The 16,965-nt window shown below is 41.1% G+C and carries 16 protein-coding genes; 11 read left to right on the top strand and 5 right to left on the bottom strand.

Translation table 11 applies throughout. The annotated features are described in order from the left end of the window. Nucleotides 1–79 precede the first annotated feature (79 nt). Together FK178_RS12680 and FK178_RS12685 are read left to right on the top strand one after the other, a co-directional pair. Nucleotides 80–778, top strand: a complete 699-nt coding sequence (locus FK178_RS12680) for a CoA transferase subunit A (RefSeq protein WP_146835804.1) — start codon at nt 80–82, stop codon at nt 776–778. Between the two features lie 65 nt (nt 779–843). After that, a complete protein-coding gene (locus tag FK178_RS12685; RefSeq protein WP_146835810.1) occupies nt 844–1,500 on the top strand; it encodes a CoA transferase subunit B in 657 nt (218 codons plus the stop codon). Between the two features lie 49 nt (nt 1,501–1,549). Here FK178_RS12685 and FK178_RS12690 read toward each other — a convergent pair whose 3' ends face one another. From FK178_RS12690 to FK178_RS12710, 5 genes are all read right to left on the bottom strand, one after another. Next, nucleotides 1,550–2,677 (bottom strand): diaminopropionate ammonia-lyase, encoded by a 1,128-nt coding sequence (locus FK178_RS12690; protein WP_146835815.1) that lies wholly within the window; start codon nt 2,675–2,677, stop codon nt 1,550–1,552. 137 nt (nt 2,678–2,814) lie between these two features. Further along, nucleotides 2,815–3,819 carry an acyl-ACP desaturase gene (locus tag FK178_RS12695; RefSeq protein ID WP_146835820.1) on the bottom strand — a complete coding sequence of 335 codons (1,005 nt, stop codon included), beginning with the start codon at nt 3,817–3,819 and terminating at the stop codon, nt 2,815–2,817. A gap of 153 nt (nt 3,820–3,972) precedes the next feature. Beyond that, nucleotides 3,973–4,701: a metallophosphoesterase family protein gene (locus FK178_RS12700; RefSeq protein ID WP_146835826.1), complete on the bottom strand. Its 729-nt coding sequence runs from the start codon at nt 4,699–4,701 to the stop codon at nt 3,973–3,975. 2 nt (nt 4,702–4,703) lie between these two features. Continuing rightward, the gene (locus tag FK178_RS12705) at nt 4,704–5,840 is read right to left on the bottom strand and encodes an ATP-binding protein (RefSeq protein WP_146835831.1); all 1,137 of its coding nucleotides are present in this window, start codon (nt 5,838–5,840) and stop codon (nt 4,704–4,706) included. 66 nt (nt 5,841–5,906) lie between these two features. After that, complete coding sequence (locus tag FK178_RS12710) at nt 5,907–6,659, bottom strand: SDR family NAD(P)-dependent oxidoreductase (RefSeq protein WP_146835835.1); 753 nt, start codon at nt 6,657–6,659, stop codon at nt 5,907–5,909. A 182-nt stretch (nt 6,660–6,841) separates the two neighbouring features. On the opposite strand from FK178_RS12710, the gene FK178_RS12715 reads away from it, so the two are divergent. The 9 genes from FK178_RS12715 (at nt 6,842) to FK178_RS12755 (ending at nt 16,959) form a co-directional block, all read left to right on the top strand. Continuing rightward, nucleotides 6,842–7,657, top strand: a complete 816-nt coding sequence (locus FK178_RS12715; protein WP_146835838.1) for a DUF4382 domain-containing protein — start codon at nt 6,842–6,844, stop codon at nt 7,655–7,657. A gap of 146 nt (nt 7,658–7,803) precedes the next feature. Then, nucleotides 7,804–8,808 carry an AAA family ATPase gene (locus FK178_RS12720; RefSeq protein WP_146835841.1) on the top strand — a complete coding sequence of 335 codons (1,005 nt, stop codon included), beginning with the start codon at nt 7,804–7,806 and terminating at the stop codon, nt 8,806–8,808. Nucleotides 8,809–8,871: 63 nt separating this feature from the next. Next, a complete protein-coding gene (locus tag FK178_RS12725; protein WP_146835844.1) occupies nt 8,872–9,738 on the top strand; it encodes a DUF58 domain-containing protein in 867 nt (288 codons plus the stop codon). 9 nt (nt 9,739–9,747) lie between these two features. Beyond that, nucleotides 9,748–11,436 carry a DUF4381 domain-containing protein gene (locus FK178_RS12730; RefSeq protein ID WP_205677186.1) on the top strand — a complete coding sequence of 563 codons (1,689 nt, stop codon included), beginning with the start codon at nt 9,748–9,750 and terminating at the stop codon, nt 11,434–11,436. Next, the gene (locus FK178_RS12735; protein WP_146835847.1) at nt 11,436–12,440 is read left to right on the top strand and encodes a vWA domain-containing protein; all 1,005 of its coding nucleotides are present in this window, start codon (nt 11,436–11,438) and stop codon (nt 12,438–12,440) included. The genes FK178_RS12730 and FK178_RS12735 overlap by 1 nt, the downstream gene beginning before the upstream one ends. A gap of 42 nt (nt 12,441–12,482) precedes the next feature. Then, complete coding sequence (locus tag FK178_RS12740) at nt 12,483–13,523, top strand: VWA domain-containing protein (RefSeq protein WP_146835850.1); 1,041 nt, start codon at nt 12,483–12,485, stop codon at nt 13,521–13,523. Next, nucleotides 13,507–14,403, top strand: a complete 897-nt coding sequence (locus FK178_RS12745) for a tetratricopeptide repeat protein (protein WP_146835852.1) — start codon at nt 13,507–13,509, stop codon at nt 14,401–14,403. The genes FK178_RS12740 and FK178_RS12745 overlap by 17 nt, the downstream gene beginning before the upstream one ends. Before the next feature lie 45 nt (nt 14,404–14,448). Then, the gene (locus FK178_RS12750; protein ID WP_146835855.1) at nt 14,449–16,209 is read left to right on the top strand and encodes a BatD family protein; all 1,761 of its coding nucleotides are present in this window, start codon (nt 14,449–14,451) and stop codon (nt 16,207–16,209) included. Between the two features lie 3 nt (nt 16,210–16,212). Continuing rightward, entirely contained in the window at nt 16,213–16,959 is a 747-nt protein-coding gene (locus FK178_RS12755; RefSeq protein ID WP_146835858.1) for a tetratricopeptide repeat protein, read from the top strand. Nucleotides 16,960–16,965: the final 6 nt, after the last annotated feature.

Consider the following 16,965-nt stretch of genomic DNA (forward strand, 5'->3'; position numbering starts at 1 on the left):
TAACAGGCTGTATAATTCCCTTCCTGAAAACGTTGTAGTAAGATCAAAGTTTTTGTAAATTTCGCCAAACGAAATTTCGATGATCAAAAAAACTGTAAGCAACGTACAGGAGGCACTTGAAGGAGTGCACGATGGGATGACTTTTATGCTTGGCGGCTTTGGCCTGAGCGGTATCCCCGAAAATGCCATCTCTCAACTTGTAAAACTTAATGTTAAAGACCTTACCTGCATTTCTAACAATGCGGGAGTAGATGATTTTGGCCTGGGGTTATTGCTTCATAAGAAACAGATAAAGAAAATGATCTCCTCTTACGTAGGGGAGAATGCCGAGTTTGAGCGCCAAATGCTTAGCGGCGAACTTGATGTGGAACTTACCCCCCAGGGAACTCTTGCCGCTAAATGCCAGGCAGCCCAACAGGGTTTTCCTGCAATCTATACCCCTGCAGGTTTTGGGACCGAAGTAGCCGAAGGGAAGGAAACCCGTGAGTTTAACGGAAAAATGTATGTTCTGGAAGAAGCCTATAAAGCCGATTTTGCCTTTGTAAAAGCCTGGAAAGGCGATGAGGCAGGAAATCTTATATTTAAAGGGACCGCCAGGAATTTTAACCCTTTAATGTGTGGTGCCGCAACTATTACCGTTGCTGAGGTAGAAGAACTGGTAAAACCGGGAGAACTTGATCCCAACCATATTCACATTCCGGGGATCTTTGTACAGCGCATATTTCAGGGAACCAATTATGAGAAGCGCATCGAACAGAGGACTGTGAGAGAAAAATAGGGTATATCCTTACCTATAATCAAAAAACCACATCTTCAAATCAACAAATCTTCAAATCAAATATAATGCTAGATAAAAACGGAATCGCGAAGCGTATTGCAAAAGAAGTAAAGGACGGTTACTATGTGAATCTTGGAATTGGTATTCCTACTCTTGTGGCCAATTATGTGCGCGATGATATTGAAGTTGAATTTCAAAGTGAGAATGGAATTCTGGGGATGGGGCCTTTCCCTTTTGCAGGAGAAGAAGATGCAGATCTTATTAATGCCGGAAAACAAACCATCACGGCCTTGCCGGGAGCAAGCTTTTTTGATTCGGCTATGAGTTTTGGAATGATACGCGGTCAACACGTAGACCTTACAATACTTGGGGCAATGGAAGTTGCTGAAAACGGCGATATCGCCAACTGGAAGATCCCTGGAAAAATGGTTAAGGGAATGGGCGGTGCTATGGACCTCGTAGCTTCTGCTGAAAATATTATCGTGGCAATGATGCATACCAATCGCGAAGGGGAATCTAAATTATTGAAAAGATGCACCCTGCCTCTTACAGGTGTTGGCTGTGTATCAAAAATAGTCACAGAGCTCGCCGTTATAGAAGTCACAGATAAAGGTTTTAAATTGCTGGAGCGTGCACCGGGGGTAAGCGTGGAGCAAATTCAAAAAGCTACTGAAGGAACACTTATCGTGGAGGGAGAAATCCCCGAGATGCAACTCGATTAATTTCTTTCAGGACCTGCATTATTCTGCTGGATGCTTTACATAGCATTGCTTATCGGTAAACATCATCTATGATGCGCTGGAAATTTGGAGGATCTGTGGCTCCTTCAGTATTAAAAAACAGGAGCCGGGAGTTTTTATTAATTCCCAGGGATTCCTTCACAGGTTTAAATCGTTCATCTTTCATGAGAGCTATAAAACCCGCCAATCCTCCCGCGCCCGATTCCCCAGACATTATTCTTGGATCCTCTTCATTGGAGTAGTAAAACTCCCGGATGGCTTCAACAGCAAATTCATCCTCTACTGCAATTACAGCATCAAGGGTGTTTTTTAAAATTTCCCAGGCAAGGGAAGAGGGTATACCGCAATTTAAACCCGCCATCATAGTGGTAAAATTCCCCTGAGGGCTGCATCGTTCTCCAGCTTCCATTGAGGCAAGCATTCCGGCCGCTTCTGCAGGTTCCACTATTACCAGTTTTGGCTTTTTATTTTCATATCGGTTGGTATAATACCAGGCCGCGGCTGCGGGCCAGCTTCCCACTCCAGATTGCAGAAAAATTACATCTACTTGTGCTTCGGGCAGCATATGGATGGTTTTCTCTTCCTCCATAAAATGCGTAAGATAACCTGCCATTATTAAGGAAGGAATTTCCTCATAATTTTCCAGAGTTGTATCCTGGACAAGGGTCCAGCCGTTTCCTGCGGCCATTATCTGCGCATGTTCACAGGTTGCTTCGTAGTTGCGGTCTATTACCTCTACGACGGCCCCTTCGCCCTGTATGGCATCAATGCGGGCCTCTGTAGTACCCCTGGGTACAAAGATGCGGGATTCTTTGCCGTGTTGTTTGGCTGCCCAGGCTACAGCACGTCCGTGGTTTCCATCTGTGGCGGAACAAAAGGTTTCTATGGATGGATCTTTTTCCAGAAGTTTATGGATAGCGTAAGATGCTCCCAAAGCCTTAAATGCATTCAATCCAAACCTAAAGGATTCATCTTTTATATAAATATTCTTTACCCCATATTTTTTTGCAAGTCCTGGCAATTGAATCAATGGGGTGGGCTCATAGTTTCTTATAGAGGTATGGTAAGCAAGTGGATCACTGCTTCGAAAAGTTTCTCCAGATAATCCTGGGGGAAGTTCATTTGTTGGTTTATTTATATAGAAAGGAGGATTATTCATAGAATTCCTGTAAAAGATTCAGCTTTTAACAAGCTTGAATATAACAAAAAGCAGTGTTTGTTACACCATATTTTGTAGCAGAAAAAACATAAAAAAACCTGCTTTTTTTAGCAGGTTTTATGTGAAGGTAAATCTTTCTATAATCTTCCGTTGGCCTCAACCCATTTGAACTGGTGTTGATCCTGCGGAATTGAGATCCTGTCTGCTATTCGGGACATTCTATCAGGCAGGGCCATTAAATAATCCCGGGCTTTCTCTGCATCATCTGTGAGGGAAGTGAATTTGTCAATTTCCCAATACTCATTCAGTTTTTGAAGGATGTCTATATAATCATAAGTGGTATACACTCCCAGGCGTTGCGCGGCATTAGAAAAATTCTCAAAAGCTTCAGCAATACCCTGGCCAGATTCACGAATGAACTGCGCAGGCATTACGATCTTTTTCTTCATCATATCCTGGAAAGCAAGCATCATTTCGCTCGCATCGTATTCAAAAATAGTTTTTACAAACTCACGGTAGGCGAGGTGGTGCCTCATCTCATCTCCGGCAATAATACTGCACATTTTAGCCAGCATTTTGTTACCTTTTTTCTTGGCAAGCTGGCCTACGCGTTTGTGGGAAATATTGGTTGCGAGTTCCTGAAAACTGGTATATATGAAGTTTTTATAAGGATCTCTTCCGGTTCCAATATCAAAACCATCATTTATAAGATATTGCGTGGTTTTTTCAATTTCCCGCATATTTACCCTCCCGGATAAATAAAGGTATTTATTAAGAGTGTCCCCATGCCTGTTCTCTTCACCTGTCCAGTGACGTATCCATTTTGCCCAGCCATTTTGCTCCCCTTTAGAGGCTCCATGCTGTTCTACCCCTTCCATATCCATTAACCAGGATTCGTAAGTAGGCAGTGCTTCTTCCGTAACCATATCGGCAACAAGAACTACCCAGAAGTCATAACCTAATTCCTGGGCTTCTTCCCGGATCTGGATAATTTCATCCATATAATTTTCTTTCTGAAGATTTGGCAAAAGATCTGTTGGTTGCCAGATCTCCTCAACGGGGATCAGATATTTTTCTACGTAACTGTCTATTGATTTCTCAACAGTTTTCATTACTTCCAATCGCATATTACTCAAGGCCATAGCTTTTCTTTTTAGGGTGGTTCCAAACTAAACAAATTAATATTTGTACAGCGCAGGCAAATTTTTCTATTTTAATTATAATCAAAAATGATGCAATACTAACTATAAGTCCCAAATATATAAAGATATTGGCGGCTTGAGATTAAAAAACTCTTAATTTCTGCCGTTCTCCTCTGCATATAGCTCAAAAACCGGATCACTTTGCCAGAGCTCTTTTGTACGAACCTCCATTGCCGATAATTTTCCTTTAAATGCAGCGCCGGTATCAACATTCCACACATTGGCAGCATTTACGGGTTTGTCTTTTTTAATACGCGTGGTGGGGGTGTGGCCTATAAAGATCTCTTTAAATAATTTTAAACGTGCGGGATAATGATCATGTTCCCTGGGCAGGGAAGTATCAAGAGATAGGGCAGTTTCCCAAAGGGTCCTGTCCCAGTAATAGCCTGTGTTATGATATTCCTGTTCCGGGCCATGGAGATTCGTGAAACCCGCATGAACAAATAAGCGTTTTTCTTTATCAATATAATAATTAAGCATTTGCTCAAAGAAATTTATATGGGTTTCAATTTCGGGTTTAGTAAAATTGCGGTAAGCATCCATACTGGATTGCCCGCCGTGCAAAAGCCATTGCTCGTTTAATTCTCCGGTTTTTAACCACCTGTGCGTGAGGTCATCATGATTGCCTCTTAAAAAAGTACAGGAATTTTGTTTTCCCAATTCTATTAAATAAGTTACTACGTTGGCAGAATCACTCCACCCGTCTACATAATCTCCAAGAAATATCAACCTGTCCTGGGGGGTGATCTTTATGCGTTCCAGTAATTGTATCAAGGCTTTTAAACCTCCATGTATATCTCCAATTACAATTGTTCTCTCCATTTTTAACTGTATTTTACCTTTCTTAAAATTCGCATACTTTCTTTATATGCCAGGTATGCCTTTCCATTATGGAGTCGCAATAATTCTTTGCAGCTTTCCAGTTTATCCAATGCTTCTCCAAATTGGTTGAAATAACAAATCAGGTAGGTGGCAGGAAGATTAATAAGATCCCGTTCCTCAATTCTATTAAAACTCACACCGTTTTTAAGTTTTGCGAGTAAGGCATTATTGGCATTATAAATATGGTGAAGTATCTTTTTATCAAACTGCGGCGGCTCAAACAGCAACTGGCTTTCTATTTCATAACCGGCATTCTCCCTGAATTTTATAATTACCTCTTCAAGGGGATAATAATGAAATTTATCCTCAAGCCCTAGTTTTACAAACTCTACAATTTTAAAACTATTATTATCAATGCTAATGCTTACTTCATCCAGGTCTGAATAAAATAGTTTCACCTGCTCGTTTATCAATTCAATATCTACCCGGGAATAAAAAGTTTCGTTCTTCGTCTTTTTGATCTTACCCGCCCAACAAACCACAAAATATTCTTTAAATACCTTATAGTTAGGGTGGTAATCCTTCCTTTTGTTCATGAAATCAAAAACCCCATCCAGGGTGAGCTCAATATTATTGTGGGCATGTTTTTCAATGGCAGCAACTAATTGAGAGTTGGTATCCTTTATTTCAATATCATAAACCTTGGGCATGCTTATACTTCCATCCCTAAAGAATACAGAACCCCCATAATATTTCCAGATATTCTTCTTAAGGGAGCATAACTTTCCGTTATTGGGCCTAATGGTAACCAGCCCCACCACCAGATGATCAGGCAAATGGGGAAAGGGAATGTTTTCATAAGACACCAATGGTGGGTTGCTTAAATACGCATTAATGAGGTTCTGGATCTTGCTGTCATCAAAAAAATCTACTCCTCCTATACTATTATCTTCATCTTCTACCCCAATTACTATATAGGAATTGTTTTGCGGATTGGAATTTGCTAAAGCGCACACATGTTTTAAAAACTTTGCTTTTCCTTCTTTCTGGTCAATATTTAGCCTGCGCTTTTTATCATAAAAGCTGTTCTCATCATTATGGGCGAGAAGGTTTTTAATAAGCAGGCGTTTATTGATCAAGGGCTATTTCAATTTATTATCAGGTTTTTCTCAACTTTATCTATATAAATGTGGTCCCAGCATATTTTAATTTCTGTTTACAATAGTACTGCTGGCCTGGGCCGTGGGCATAACCGTAAGATCTGCAATATTAACATGGTAAGGCCTGGAAACTACAAAAGCAATAATGTCTGCAATGTCCTCTGGTAATAATGGCTGGAAACCTCGGTACACATTATCTGCCCTTTCCTTGTCCCCTTTAAAACGCACCTCACTAAAACCGGTTTGCGTTAAGCCGGGGTTTATGGCTCCTACCCGTATTCCTGCCTGGTTCAAATCTATCCTCATACCCTGGTTTATTGCATCTACGGCATATTTACTGGCACAATAAACGTTTCCACCCGGGTAAACTTCTTTTCCTGCGGTAGAGCCAATATTTATAATATGCCCGGCTTTTCTTTCTACCATTTGAGGGATAATAGCTTTGCTTACGTAGAGGAGACCCTTCACATTTATGTCCATCATTGCATCCCAGTCATCTATATCTCCTTTTTGGATAGGGTCTAAACCATGGGCATTCCCGGCATTGTTGATCAGGATATCAATTTTACTGAATTCTTCCGGCAAACTTTCTATTTGTTTAAATACTTCGGCTTTGTCTCTTACATCAAAAGTAAGAGTAGTAACTTTTACCCTCTTGTCTAATTCTATTTTAAGTTTTTTAAGTTCCTCCTCACGCCTTCCGCATAGGATCAAATTAATATTTGCGCGGGCCAAAGCGTAGGCAGTTGCGCGTCCAATTCCACTGGTGGCGCCGGTAATTAATGCTGTTTGAATCATAGTACACGGTTTTTAATTTCCTAAAGATAAATTTAATGTTCAAGATTGTAAGGAGGAGTAGGTATAATTAGCTAAAATGAAGTTAAGTCATGTTAAAAAAAGTTAATTATTAAGGAGCGATAAAATTTCACCGTGCTTAGGCCGTTCTACAGGCCAAACTCAAATCAAATTAAAAGATGAAAATGATTTCAAGAAAACTAAGTTTCAGAAAATTTACAAGTTTCCTGATGGCCGCTATAGCCCTGACAACGTTTGCAAGCTGTAGTGATGATGACACTCAAAATGATAAAAATGCCCGAGTGGTTGTTCACATGACCGATGCTCCCGGAGATTATGATGCGGTATTTGTAGATGTGGTTGATGTTATGATCAAAGCAGATGCAACAGCATCAGATGATGCCGGATGGACAAGTTTAGGTGGTATTCGTACCGGTGTTTACGATCTTCTTTCCCTTACGGGCGGAGTTACACAATTACTGGCAGATGCCGAAGTTCCTCCAGGGCCACTAGGTCAAATAAGATTAGTTCTTGGAAACAATAACACGGTAGTGATAAATGGAGAATCACAGCCATTAAGCACTCCAAGTGCTCAACAATCTGGTTTAAAACTACAGGTTAACCAAACCCTTGAAGCGGGTGAGATGTATGAATTTTTACTGGACTTTGATGTAGACCAGTCAATTGTTACTGCTGGTTCTTCAGGAGGGTTTATCCTTAAGCCGGTAATTAGACTTGCTGCTATGGAAGGAACCGGAACCATTACCGGTGAAGTACAGCCTTCTATGGAGGTTAGCCATGTTAAAGCCGCGAATTCTGCAAACACAATTTCGGCTTATACAGATGCCAACGGTAACTTCTCCCTCAACGGAGTTCCGGCCGGAACATACCAGATCACTGTTACTCCTAAAGCAGGTTTGGGACTATCAGTAAAGACCGTGAATAACGTAGTTGTAGCTTCTGGTGCAACGGTAGATCTTGATGTAATTTTCGTAGATTAAATACCTTATTATAATTTTTTTAAAAGGCTGCCGGGAACGGCGGCCTTTTTTATTTTAAACCTTTTAGGACAGGCGGTGTCCAATATATTTGCATTTGCATCGTTGGTAATTTGTGAATATCTTCACATATTTTAAAATTTAATTCTATGATAGAGAATAACGCGTCAGTCGACATATCCAGCCTTAATGAAAAAATTGAGAGAGAAAGTGCGTTTGTAGACCTGCTTACCAATGAGATCAATAAAGTGATCGTGGGGCAGAAGGTAATGGTAGAGCGTTTATTGATTGGACTTTTGGGCCAGGGACATATTTTGCTTGAGGGAGTGCCCGGTCTTGCAAAAACCCTTGCTATTAATACACTTGCCCAGGCTGTGCATGGAAGTTTCAGCCGGATACAGTTTACTCCAGATCTTTTACCTGCAGATGTTGTGGGAACTATGATCTATAATATGAAACTGAATGATTTCAGCATTAAAAAAGGGCCCATTTTTGCCAATTTTGTTCTTGCGGATGAGATTAACAGGGCTCCTGCCAAAGTGCAATCTGCCTTGCTTGAAGCTATGCAGGAAAAGCAGGTTACTATAGGAGATGAAACCTTTAAACTGGACCGGCCCTTTCTGGTAATGGCTACCCAAAACCCGGTAGAGCAGGAAGGAACCTATCCCTTACCTGAAGCACAGGTGGACAGATTTATGCTTAAAACTGTGATCAAATATCCGCAAATGGCAGAGGAGCAAATGATAGTGCGGGCAAACCTGCGTGGGGGATTTGAGAAAGTGAACCAGGTGGTTAGTCTTGATCAAATTGCCAGGGCCCAGGCTGCGGTAAGGGAGGTTTATATGGATGAAAAAATTGAGAAATATATACTTGATATTGTCTTTGCCACAAGAACTCCTGAAAAATATAAACTGGATGAATTAACCCCCCTCATCAATTTTGGTGCATCTCCAAGGGGAAGTATCAACCTTGCCATTGCAGCAAAATGCTATGCATTTATCAAAAGAAGGGGGTATGTTATTCCTGAAGATGTGCGCGCCGTGGTGTATGATGTACTAAGGCACAGGATTGGTCTTACATATGAAGCTGAGGCTGAAAATGTAACTTCAGAAGATATTATTGGCAAGATCATCAACGAGGTTGAGGTGCCTTAAATCAATACTTACCTTATTGCTGTTTAATAAAATACAACTCCTCTTATACAAGGGGGGAAATTAATGGATACAAAGGAATTACTTAAAAAGGTTCGAAAGATCGAGATCAAGACCAGGCGCCTGAGCAATCATGTGTTTGGAGGAGAATATCATTCTACTTTTAAAGGAAAGGGGATGACCTTTAGCGAAGTAAGGAATTACCAGTTTGGAGATGATGTAAGGAGTATAGACTGGAATGTAACTGCAAGGTACAATGAACCTTTTGTAAAGGTATTTGAAGAAGAACGGGAGCTAACCATGATGCTCCTGGTAGATGTTTCAGGATCTGAGCTTTTTGGATCACAAAAACAATTCAAAAAAGAGATCATTACAGAGATTGCTGCCACCCTGGCTTTTTCGGCGACCCAAAACAATGATAAAATAGGCCTGCTTCTGTTTACAGATCAAATGGAGCTTTTTATACCTCCTAAAAAGGGGCGTTCACATGTGTTAAGGATCATTCGCGAGCTTATAGAATTTAAGCCGAAAGCTAAACAAACAGATATCTCTGCCGCTCTAAAATATGTCACAAATGTTATAAAGAAAAAAGCAATCATTTTTGTGCTTTCAGATTTTATGACAGACGGTTACAGACATACCCTAAAAATTGTAAGCGGGAAACACGATGTTACCGGAATCCGGGTTTATGATGAGCGGGAACAAAACATTCCTAATTTAGGTTTGGTACAAATGTTGGACGCCGAAACCGGGGAGCTCATTATGGTTAATACCGGTTCAAAAGCTGTAAGAAATGCATACGCCACCTATTTTAGGGAAAGGGAGAATTATTTTCGGGAGAGTTTTTCAAAAAGCGGCGCAGGAATTATAAGTTCAAGAGTGGATGAAAGTTATGTCAAAAAATTATTAGGATATTTTAAAACAAGGGGATAAGCATTTAAAATGGCAAACTTTTTAAGAAACAATATTTCATTTTTAAATTTAAGTATGTTTCCTTCAGGCATTTCGATGCGCAAAGGCCGGACATTTTCTACTACCCTGCTTATCCTTTTTTTACTGCTGAATGTTATTCCTTCTTTTTCCCAGGAACCCCGGGTGAGCGCTTCTGTTGATACAACCTCAATCCTTATTGGTGATCAACTTATCTATAAGATCACCGTAGAGACCAATCCTGACAATCTGGTTGTTTTCCCGGAAGGGGAAAGTTTTAATCCCATGGAGGTGGTCGAATCTTTAACGGCAGATACCAACCGGGTAGAAAACAGATTCCGGTTAATAAAAGAATATTCCCTTACTCAATTTGATTCAGGTAGCTACGTCATCCCGCGCCAACAGGTTCTAATAAATGAAACCGCATTTTTTACAGATTCCCTTCGCATTGAGGTGGTAGATGTAGTGGTAGATACTACAAAGCAAAAAATGTATGCCATTAAACCCGCTATGGAAGTGCCCTCAGGATTTTCAATTCCTGCCTGGGTCTGGTGGTTCCTTGGAATTATTTTGTTGGGAGCTGTGCTATATTTCCTCTTAAACCGGAGAAAAAAAATACGGGAAGCCCGAAAGCAGTTACCTCCTTATGAACGTGCATTGTTTGAGTTACAACAGCTGGACCAGTCCCATTTGCTGGAAAACCGGCAAACCAAGGAATACTATTCGAAATTAACCGAGGCCGTGCGCAGGTATATTGAAGATGAGGTGCATTTAAGGGCAATGGAAAGTACAACCTCAGAACTTATACATGATCTGGAATTAAAAATGGAGCGCGGTGAATTAAACCTGAGCCGCCAAACCATTGATGAGCTCAAGATAATCTTACAACGGGCAGACCTTGCGAAATTTGCAAATTCCCGTCCCGATATAATCACGGCAATAGGTGACAGGTCTAAAATTGAACATGTAATAAACGACACAAAAGCCGCCATCCCGGAACCTACAGAGGAAGAATTGCTTAAGGATGAAGAATACCGAAGAGTCAGGTTAAAACGCAAAAACCAACGAAAGATCGCATTGGCCGTAGGGGTTGGGTTATTGATCATAAGCCTTGGTGCAACTGCCATTATAACTACCCAGGGATTCTCCGGCCTACGAAATATTGTATTTGGTAATCCATCTAAAGAATTATTACAGGGAGAATGGATAAGCAGTGATTATGGCGACCCTGCTGTTAATATCACCACCCCCCGGGTTTTAAAAAGAGGGGAAATAGACCTGCCGCAGGAAGCGAGGGCCATGTTGGTGGGAAGTGAAACATTTATTGATGGTGACCTTGCAGAAAATTTGTATGTGGTATTGAGTACAGTACGTTTTCAGGAGGGTGTAAAGTTTGATCTTGATGCTGCGGTAGAAGGAGTTTATGCCAATCTTGAGCAAAAGGGAGCAAAGAATATGATTGTAAAAGATGAGGAATTTACAACTCTGGAAGGCGCAAAAGGAATTAAGGTTTTTGGCACTCTCGAGCTGGAAAACCCTAAGAGCAAAAAGATGGAAAACAAGGAATACCTCATATTGAATTTTGCTGAAAAAGGAGGTTTCCAGCAAATCACCGTGATCTTTGAAGCCGAAGATGAATATGCTGAAGAAATAGCAGGCCGCATTATAAATTCGGTAGAATTTGAAAATATAAATAATTAATGTTAGATAGTTTTACATTTGAGAATCCGGGTTATTTCTGGCTTTTGGTCTTACTGCCATTACTGGCAACCTGGTATTTTTGGAAGCGAAACCTTCAACAGGCCGAACTGCGTTTATCCAGTGTACAGGGATTAAAATCTCAACGAAGTATCCTTCCTGTTCTTAGACATGGACTTTTCGCCTTACGGTTAATAGCTCTTGCATGTATGATAGTGGCTATGGCGAAACCGCGCTCATCTGATGTTTCGACCAGAACGTCTTCCACCCAGGGGATAGATATTGTGCTTTCCATAGATGTTTCTGCCAGTATGCTGGCACGGGATCTAAAACCCAACAGGCTGGATGCCCTAAAAGAGGTGGCTGCCGAATTTATTAAAGGAAGACCAACAGACCGGATAGGCCTGGTGGTTTATGCAGGGGAAAGTTTTACCCTTACCCCGGTGACAAGCGATAAAGCACTTGTTCTTGCCGCCCTGGAAGACCTTAGATATAATACAGTTCTGGAAAACGGAACAGCCATTGGAATGGGTTTGGCAACCTCGGTAAACAGATTAAAGGAAAGTACCGCAAAAAGTAAGGTAATAATCCTGCTTACAGACGGGGTAAATAATGCGGGGTTTATAGATCCCAAAATTGCCGGCGAACTTGCCGTGGAGTATGGCATTAAAACATATACCATAGGAATTGGAACCAACGGGATGGCCTTGTCTCCAATTGGTATCCTTTCCAACGGGCAGTTTCGATATGGAATGGCTCAGGTAGAGATAGATGAAAAATTGCTGCAGGAAATTGCAGTTACCACAGGGGGGAAATATTACAGGGCTACAGATAACGAAAAACTGGAAGAGATCTATGAAGAAATAGACAGTCTTGAAAAAACCGAGATTGAAGAATTCAAATTCACGAATTACGAGGAAAGGTACCGCCCCTTCCTTTTAATTGCAGGACTCTTGTTGATCTTTGAGCTCTTGTTGAGGTTCACGATCTTCAGAAGCTTTATTTAATAAAAAATAAGAACCCCTACGGGGAAAATTCAAACATGTAGAATGTACATACTGGAGGAAGAAAAGTATTTTTGGTTATTGCTCATCATTCCCGTGTTGGTGCTGTTTTATGCCATGCTTTATTTCTGGAAGAAACGAAAACAGCGGGAGTTTGCGCATCCGGTAATGCTTCAGCAGCTAAGTCCGGACCGGTCCTGGTTTAAACCCGCCTTAAAATTTGGGCTTCTATTGATAGTTTTGAGCCTGATTGTTTTTGCCCTTGTCAATCCAAAAATTGGCACGAAAATGGAAACGGTAACCCGGGAAGGGGTAGACATAGTTTTTGCAATAGATGTCTCTAAAAGTATGGAGGCAGAGGATATTGCTCCCAACCGTTTGGAGAAAACCAAACAATTGGTTACTCAAATAATAAACAATCTTGGAAGTGACCGCGTAGGAATTATTGCCTATGCAGGAAGCGCTTTCCCGCAATTGCCTATTACAACAGATTATGCTGCGGCGAGAATGTTTTTACAGGCAATGAATACAGATATGGTTTCCTCGCAGGGAACAGCTATAAAGGAAGCCATTGAATTGGCAAAAACCTATTATAACCCAGATGAACCCACCAGTAAGGTGCTTATTATAATAAGTGACGGCGAGGATCATTTGGGAGAAGTGGAAGCTATTACAAAAGAAGCGGCAGCCCAGGGCATACGTATATTTACAATTGGAGTTGGAAGTGAAAGGGGTGGCCCGATTCCTATTAAACGTGGAGGGATCACCCAGAGTTATAAGAAAGACCTGAACGGGGAAACTGTTATCACCAGGATGGATGAAGCGATATTGAAAGAGATCGCCGCGGCCACAAATGGAGAATATGTACGCGGGAATGTCACTTCCGAAGTAACTGAAAAAGTGTCAGATTTTCTTCGGAATTTGGATCAGACGGAATTTGAAGCCAGGCAGTATGCTGAATATCAATCGCAGTTTCAATGGTTTCTTGGATTGGCCATACTTTTACTTCTTGCAGATATTTTCCTGCTGGAGCGAAAAACAGCCTGGGTGAGAAAATTAAATTTGTTCAATGAAAAAAAAACTTAGAAATATGAAGGTGAGTTTGTTATTTCCGCAGGGAAATTGCAGGGTGCTTTTACTGGTGTGCCTGAGTTTCTTTTTTCTGAAGAAACTTTCTGCCCAATCCCTTCAGGAGGAAAACAGGAAGATCGAGAAACAAACCAATAAACTCCTTCGTAGCGCCGAGGATAACCTGGCCGAAAATGATTTTTCAGCAGCTGAAGCATCTTATCGACAAGCGGTATCAAAAAGCCCTGAGAGTGTAAAGGCACGTTACAATATGGCTAATATGTATTACGGTAAGGAAAAACCTGCACAATCTGTTACCCGGTTAAAACAGGCAGCCAAAATTGCAGAGACAAAACAGGAGAAACACAGTATTTTTCACAACCTGGGAAATTCCTATATGCAGCAAAAAAAATACAGGGAAGCGGTAGAGGCTTATAAGGAGGCACTTCGCAATAACCCAAAGGATGAAGAAACGCGTTACAATTATGCCCTGGCGAAGAAGATGCTGGAGGAAGAAGAGCAGAGCGGTGGCGGTGGTGATGATGATAAGGAACAGGAAGACCAGGATAAGCAGGAGAAAGATAAGGGAGACGAAGGAGAGCAGGACAAGGATAAAAAGGAGGGTGAAGATAAAGAGGATAAAGGCGGCGATCAAAAAGACGATCAAAAAAAACCTGAGAATGAAGATGAAAAAGGCAAACCAGATCCTAAGCCAGGTGAAGATAAACCCGGTGAAGAGCAACCCCAGCAACCCCAGCAACCACGTCCCGGACAATTATCTCCCGAGCAAATAAAAAGTTTGCTGGAAGCGATGAACAATGAAGAAAAAAAGGTGCAGGATAAGATAAATGCAGAAAAGGCAAAAGGAACCAAAACCCGCACCGAAAAGGATTGGTAAAAAATAATTATTGTAATAACCTTAAAAAAATAAGACTAAAGAGAGATGACGCTTAGAATATTCATACTGTCACTTTTTTTAATAGTATCCTCAGCGGGGATTGCCCAGGTAAAATTTGAAGCCCGGGCAAGCAAACCCAAACTGGGGGTAAATGAGCGTCTCAGGGTTGACTTTGAGATGAATCAGGATGGGGATAATTTCAGGGCTCCTGCTTTTAGCGGTTTTACTGTGGTGGGTGGGCCTAACCAGGCGGTAAGCAATAGCTGGATCAATGGCAAACGCACCTACTCAAAGACATATAGTTATTTCCTGGAACCTACAGGACGGGGTAAATTTACCATAGGACAGGCAGAGATTACGGTAGAGGGCAATATTTATAAAACATCCCCTATTCAGGTTGAGGTAACTGCTGCTGTAGATAAACCTACAGATGGAAATAACACAGATTTTGTGGCCTCAGAAAACTTACATCTGGTTGCAGAAATTTCCAATACAAATCCGTTTTTAAACGAGGCAATTACGGTTGTTTATAAACTTTACGTGAGTCCCCGCATAAGTGTAAGCAACTGGAGAGAAATAGATAATCCTGTATACCGCGATTTCTGGAGCCAGAATATAGATATAAGGCAATTGAAAATTGAAACCGGGGAATATCAGGGTGAGCCTTATAGGTTTGTGGTATTGCGAAAGACCATTCTTTATCCTCAAAAAACAGGAGAACTAGAAATTGAACCATTGACTTTATCAGTTTCTGTAGATGTGCCAAGCGACCGCAGGGACATATTTGGAGGAAGGTTATATACTACTGTAGATAAGACCGTGGCTGCAGGTAAACGAATTATAAATGCCAAGCCTTTGCCCGATGCAGGGAAACCGGGCAATTTTACCGGGGCGGTTGGAAAATTTGATTTTAAGGTTATTCCCGGGAATACTAAACTTGCAGCCACAGAATCCATGACCGCAAGAGTACAGGTGACGGGAAATGGAAATTTAAAGTTATTTGAACTTCCCAAATTGGAAGTGCCCGCCTCCTTGGAAAAATATGAACCCGAAAGAACCGAAAATGTAAGGACAGACCTTAATGGAACCCAGGGCAGTATTACAGATACCTATACTATAGTACCTACACGCCAGGGAGAATTTACAATTCCGGCCCTCAACTTCTCATATTTTGACATTTCCAGCAGGACTTATAAGACAATTAGCTCCCAGGATATTAACCTGGAAGTAGACAGAGCTCCGGCAGGAGGTAGTGGAGTAGCAGGAGGTGGATATGTTTCTAAACAACCGGTGACTGTCCCCGGGGAACAATTCCGGTATATTAAATTAAAAACCAATTTACACCCTGTAAATTCCGGAACCTTTCTTGGATCATTAAGCTTCTGGAGCTTGATGGCATTACCATTTGGACTTTTGTTAGGAGTAATTCTTCTGGGGAAAAAACGGGATGCAATGGCACAGGATGTTCGCGGTAACAGGATTAAAAAAGCCAACCGGCTTACCAGAAAATATCTTTCAGAAGCCAAGAAGAACCTTGGTGACCATGAGAAATTCTACATTGCGCTTGAACGGGCCCTGCATAACTATTTGAAGGCGAAACTTCATATCCAAACAAGTGATATGTCTAAGGACAGGATAAGAAATCTGTTAATAGAAAAAGGAGCAGAACCAGAATCTACGGAAGAGTTTATTTCTCTGTTAAGCAGTTGTGAGTTTGCCCGTTATACCCCTTCTTCCAAGCTAACTATGGAACAGGATTTTGAGAAAGCAGCCCGTGTAATTTCAACTTTAGACAAACAAATTTAAAAAATGAAGAAGTTATTTTTCCTTTTTGTTTTTTTCGTGACCGCCTTGCAGGCGCAAAACCAAGATTTGTTTGAAGTCGGGAATAACGCTTATAATGAGGGAGATTATGAAACAGCCGTAAGTAATTATGAAAGCATTATAAATAATGGGGAAACATCGGCCGCCGTTTATTTTAATCTGGCTAACTCCTACTATAAATTAAACCGCGTGGCACCCAGTATTTATTATTATGAAAAAGCCTTGCAGCTGGAGCCAAATGATGCCGATATAAATAACAACCTGGCTCTCGCCAGGAATTTGGTTGTAGATGAAATAGTGGAAAATGAAAACTCCGGACTTTCCCGCATATGGAATAACCTCGTCTCTGGATTGGGGTATAATCAATGGGGGTGGGCTGCAGTTATATTCTCATTCCTCTTTGCAATCTCATTTGCGGTTTATTACTACAGTAGCCGCAGTGTATCCAAAAGAATCTTTTTTTCACTTTCCTTAGTAACGGTATTTCTGGCCCTGCTTTTCCTGATATTTGCATTTCAGCAAAAAGGGAAATTCAGCGATAATAATTACGCCATAATTTTTGCTTCAGAAAGTCCGGTAAGGGAAGAACCTACCTTAAGAAGTGCAGAATCTTTTTTCCTGCATGAGGGTACAAAAATTGAAGTTTTAGAAACTTACCAAAATTGGATAAAATTTAAACTTGCAAATGGCATACAGGGCTGGATGTTAAAAGATGACGTTAGGATGTTTTAATAGAGT

This window comes from Antarcticibacterium arcticum (assembly GCF_007993795.1).
Lineage (GTDB): Bacteria > Bacteroidota > Bacteroidia > Flavobacteriales > Flavobacteriaceae > Gillisia > Gillisia arctica.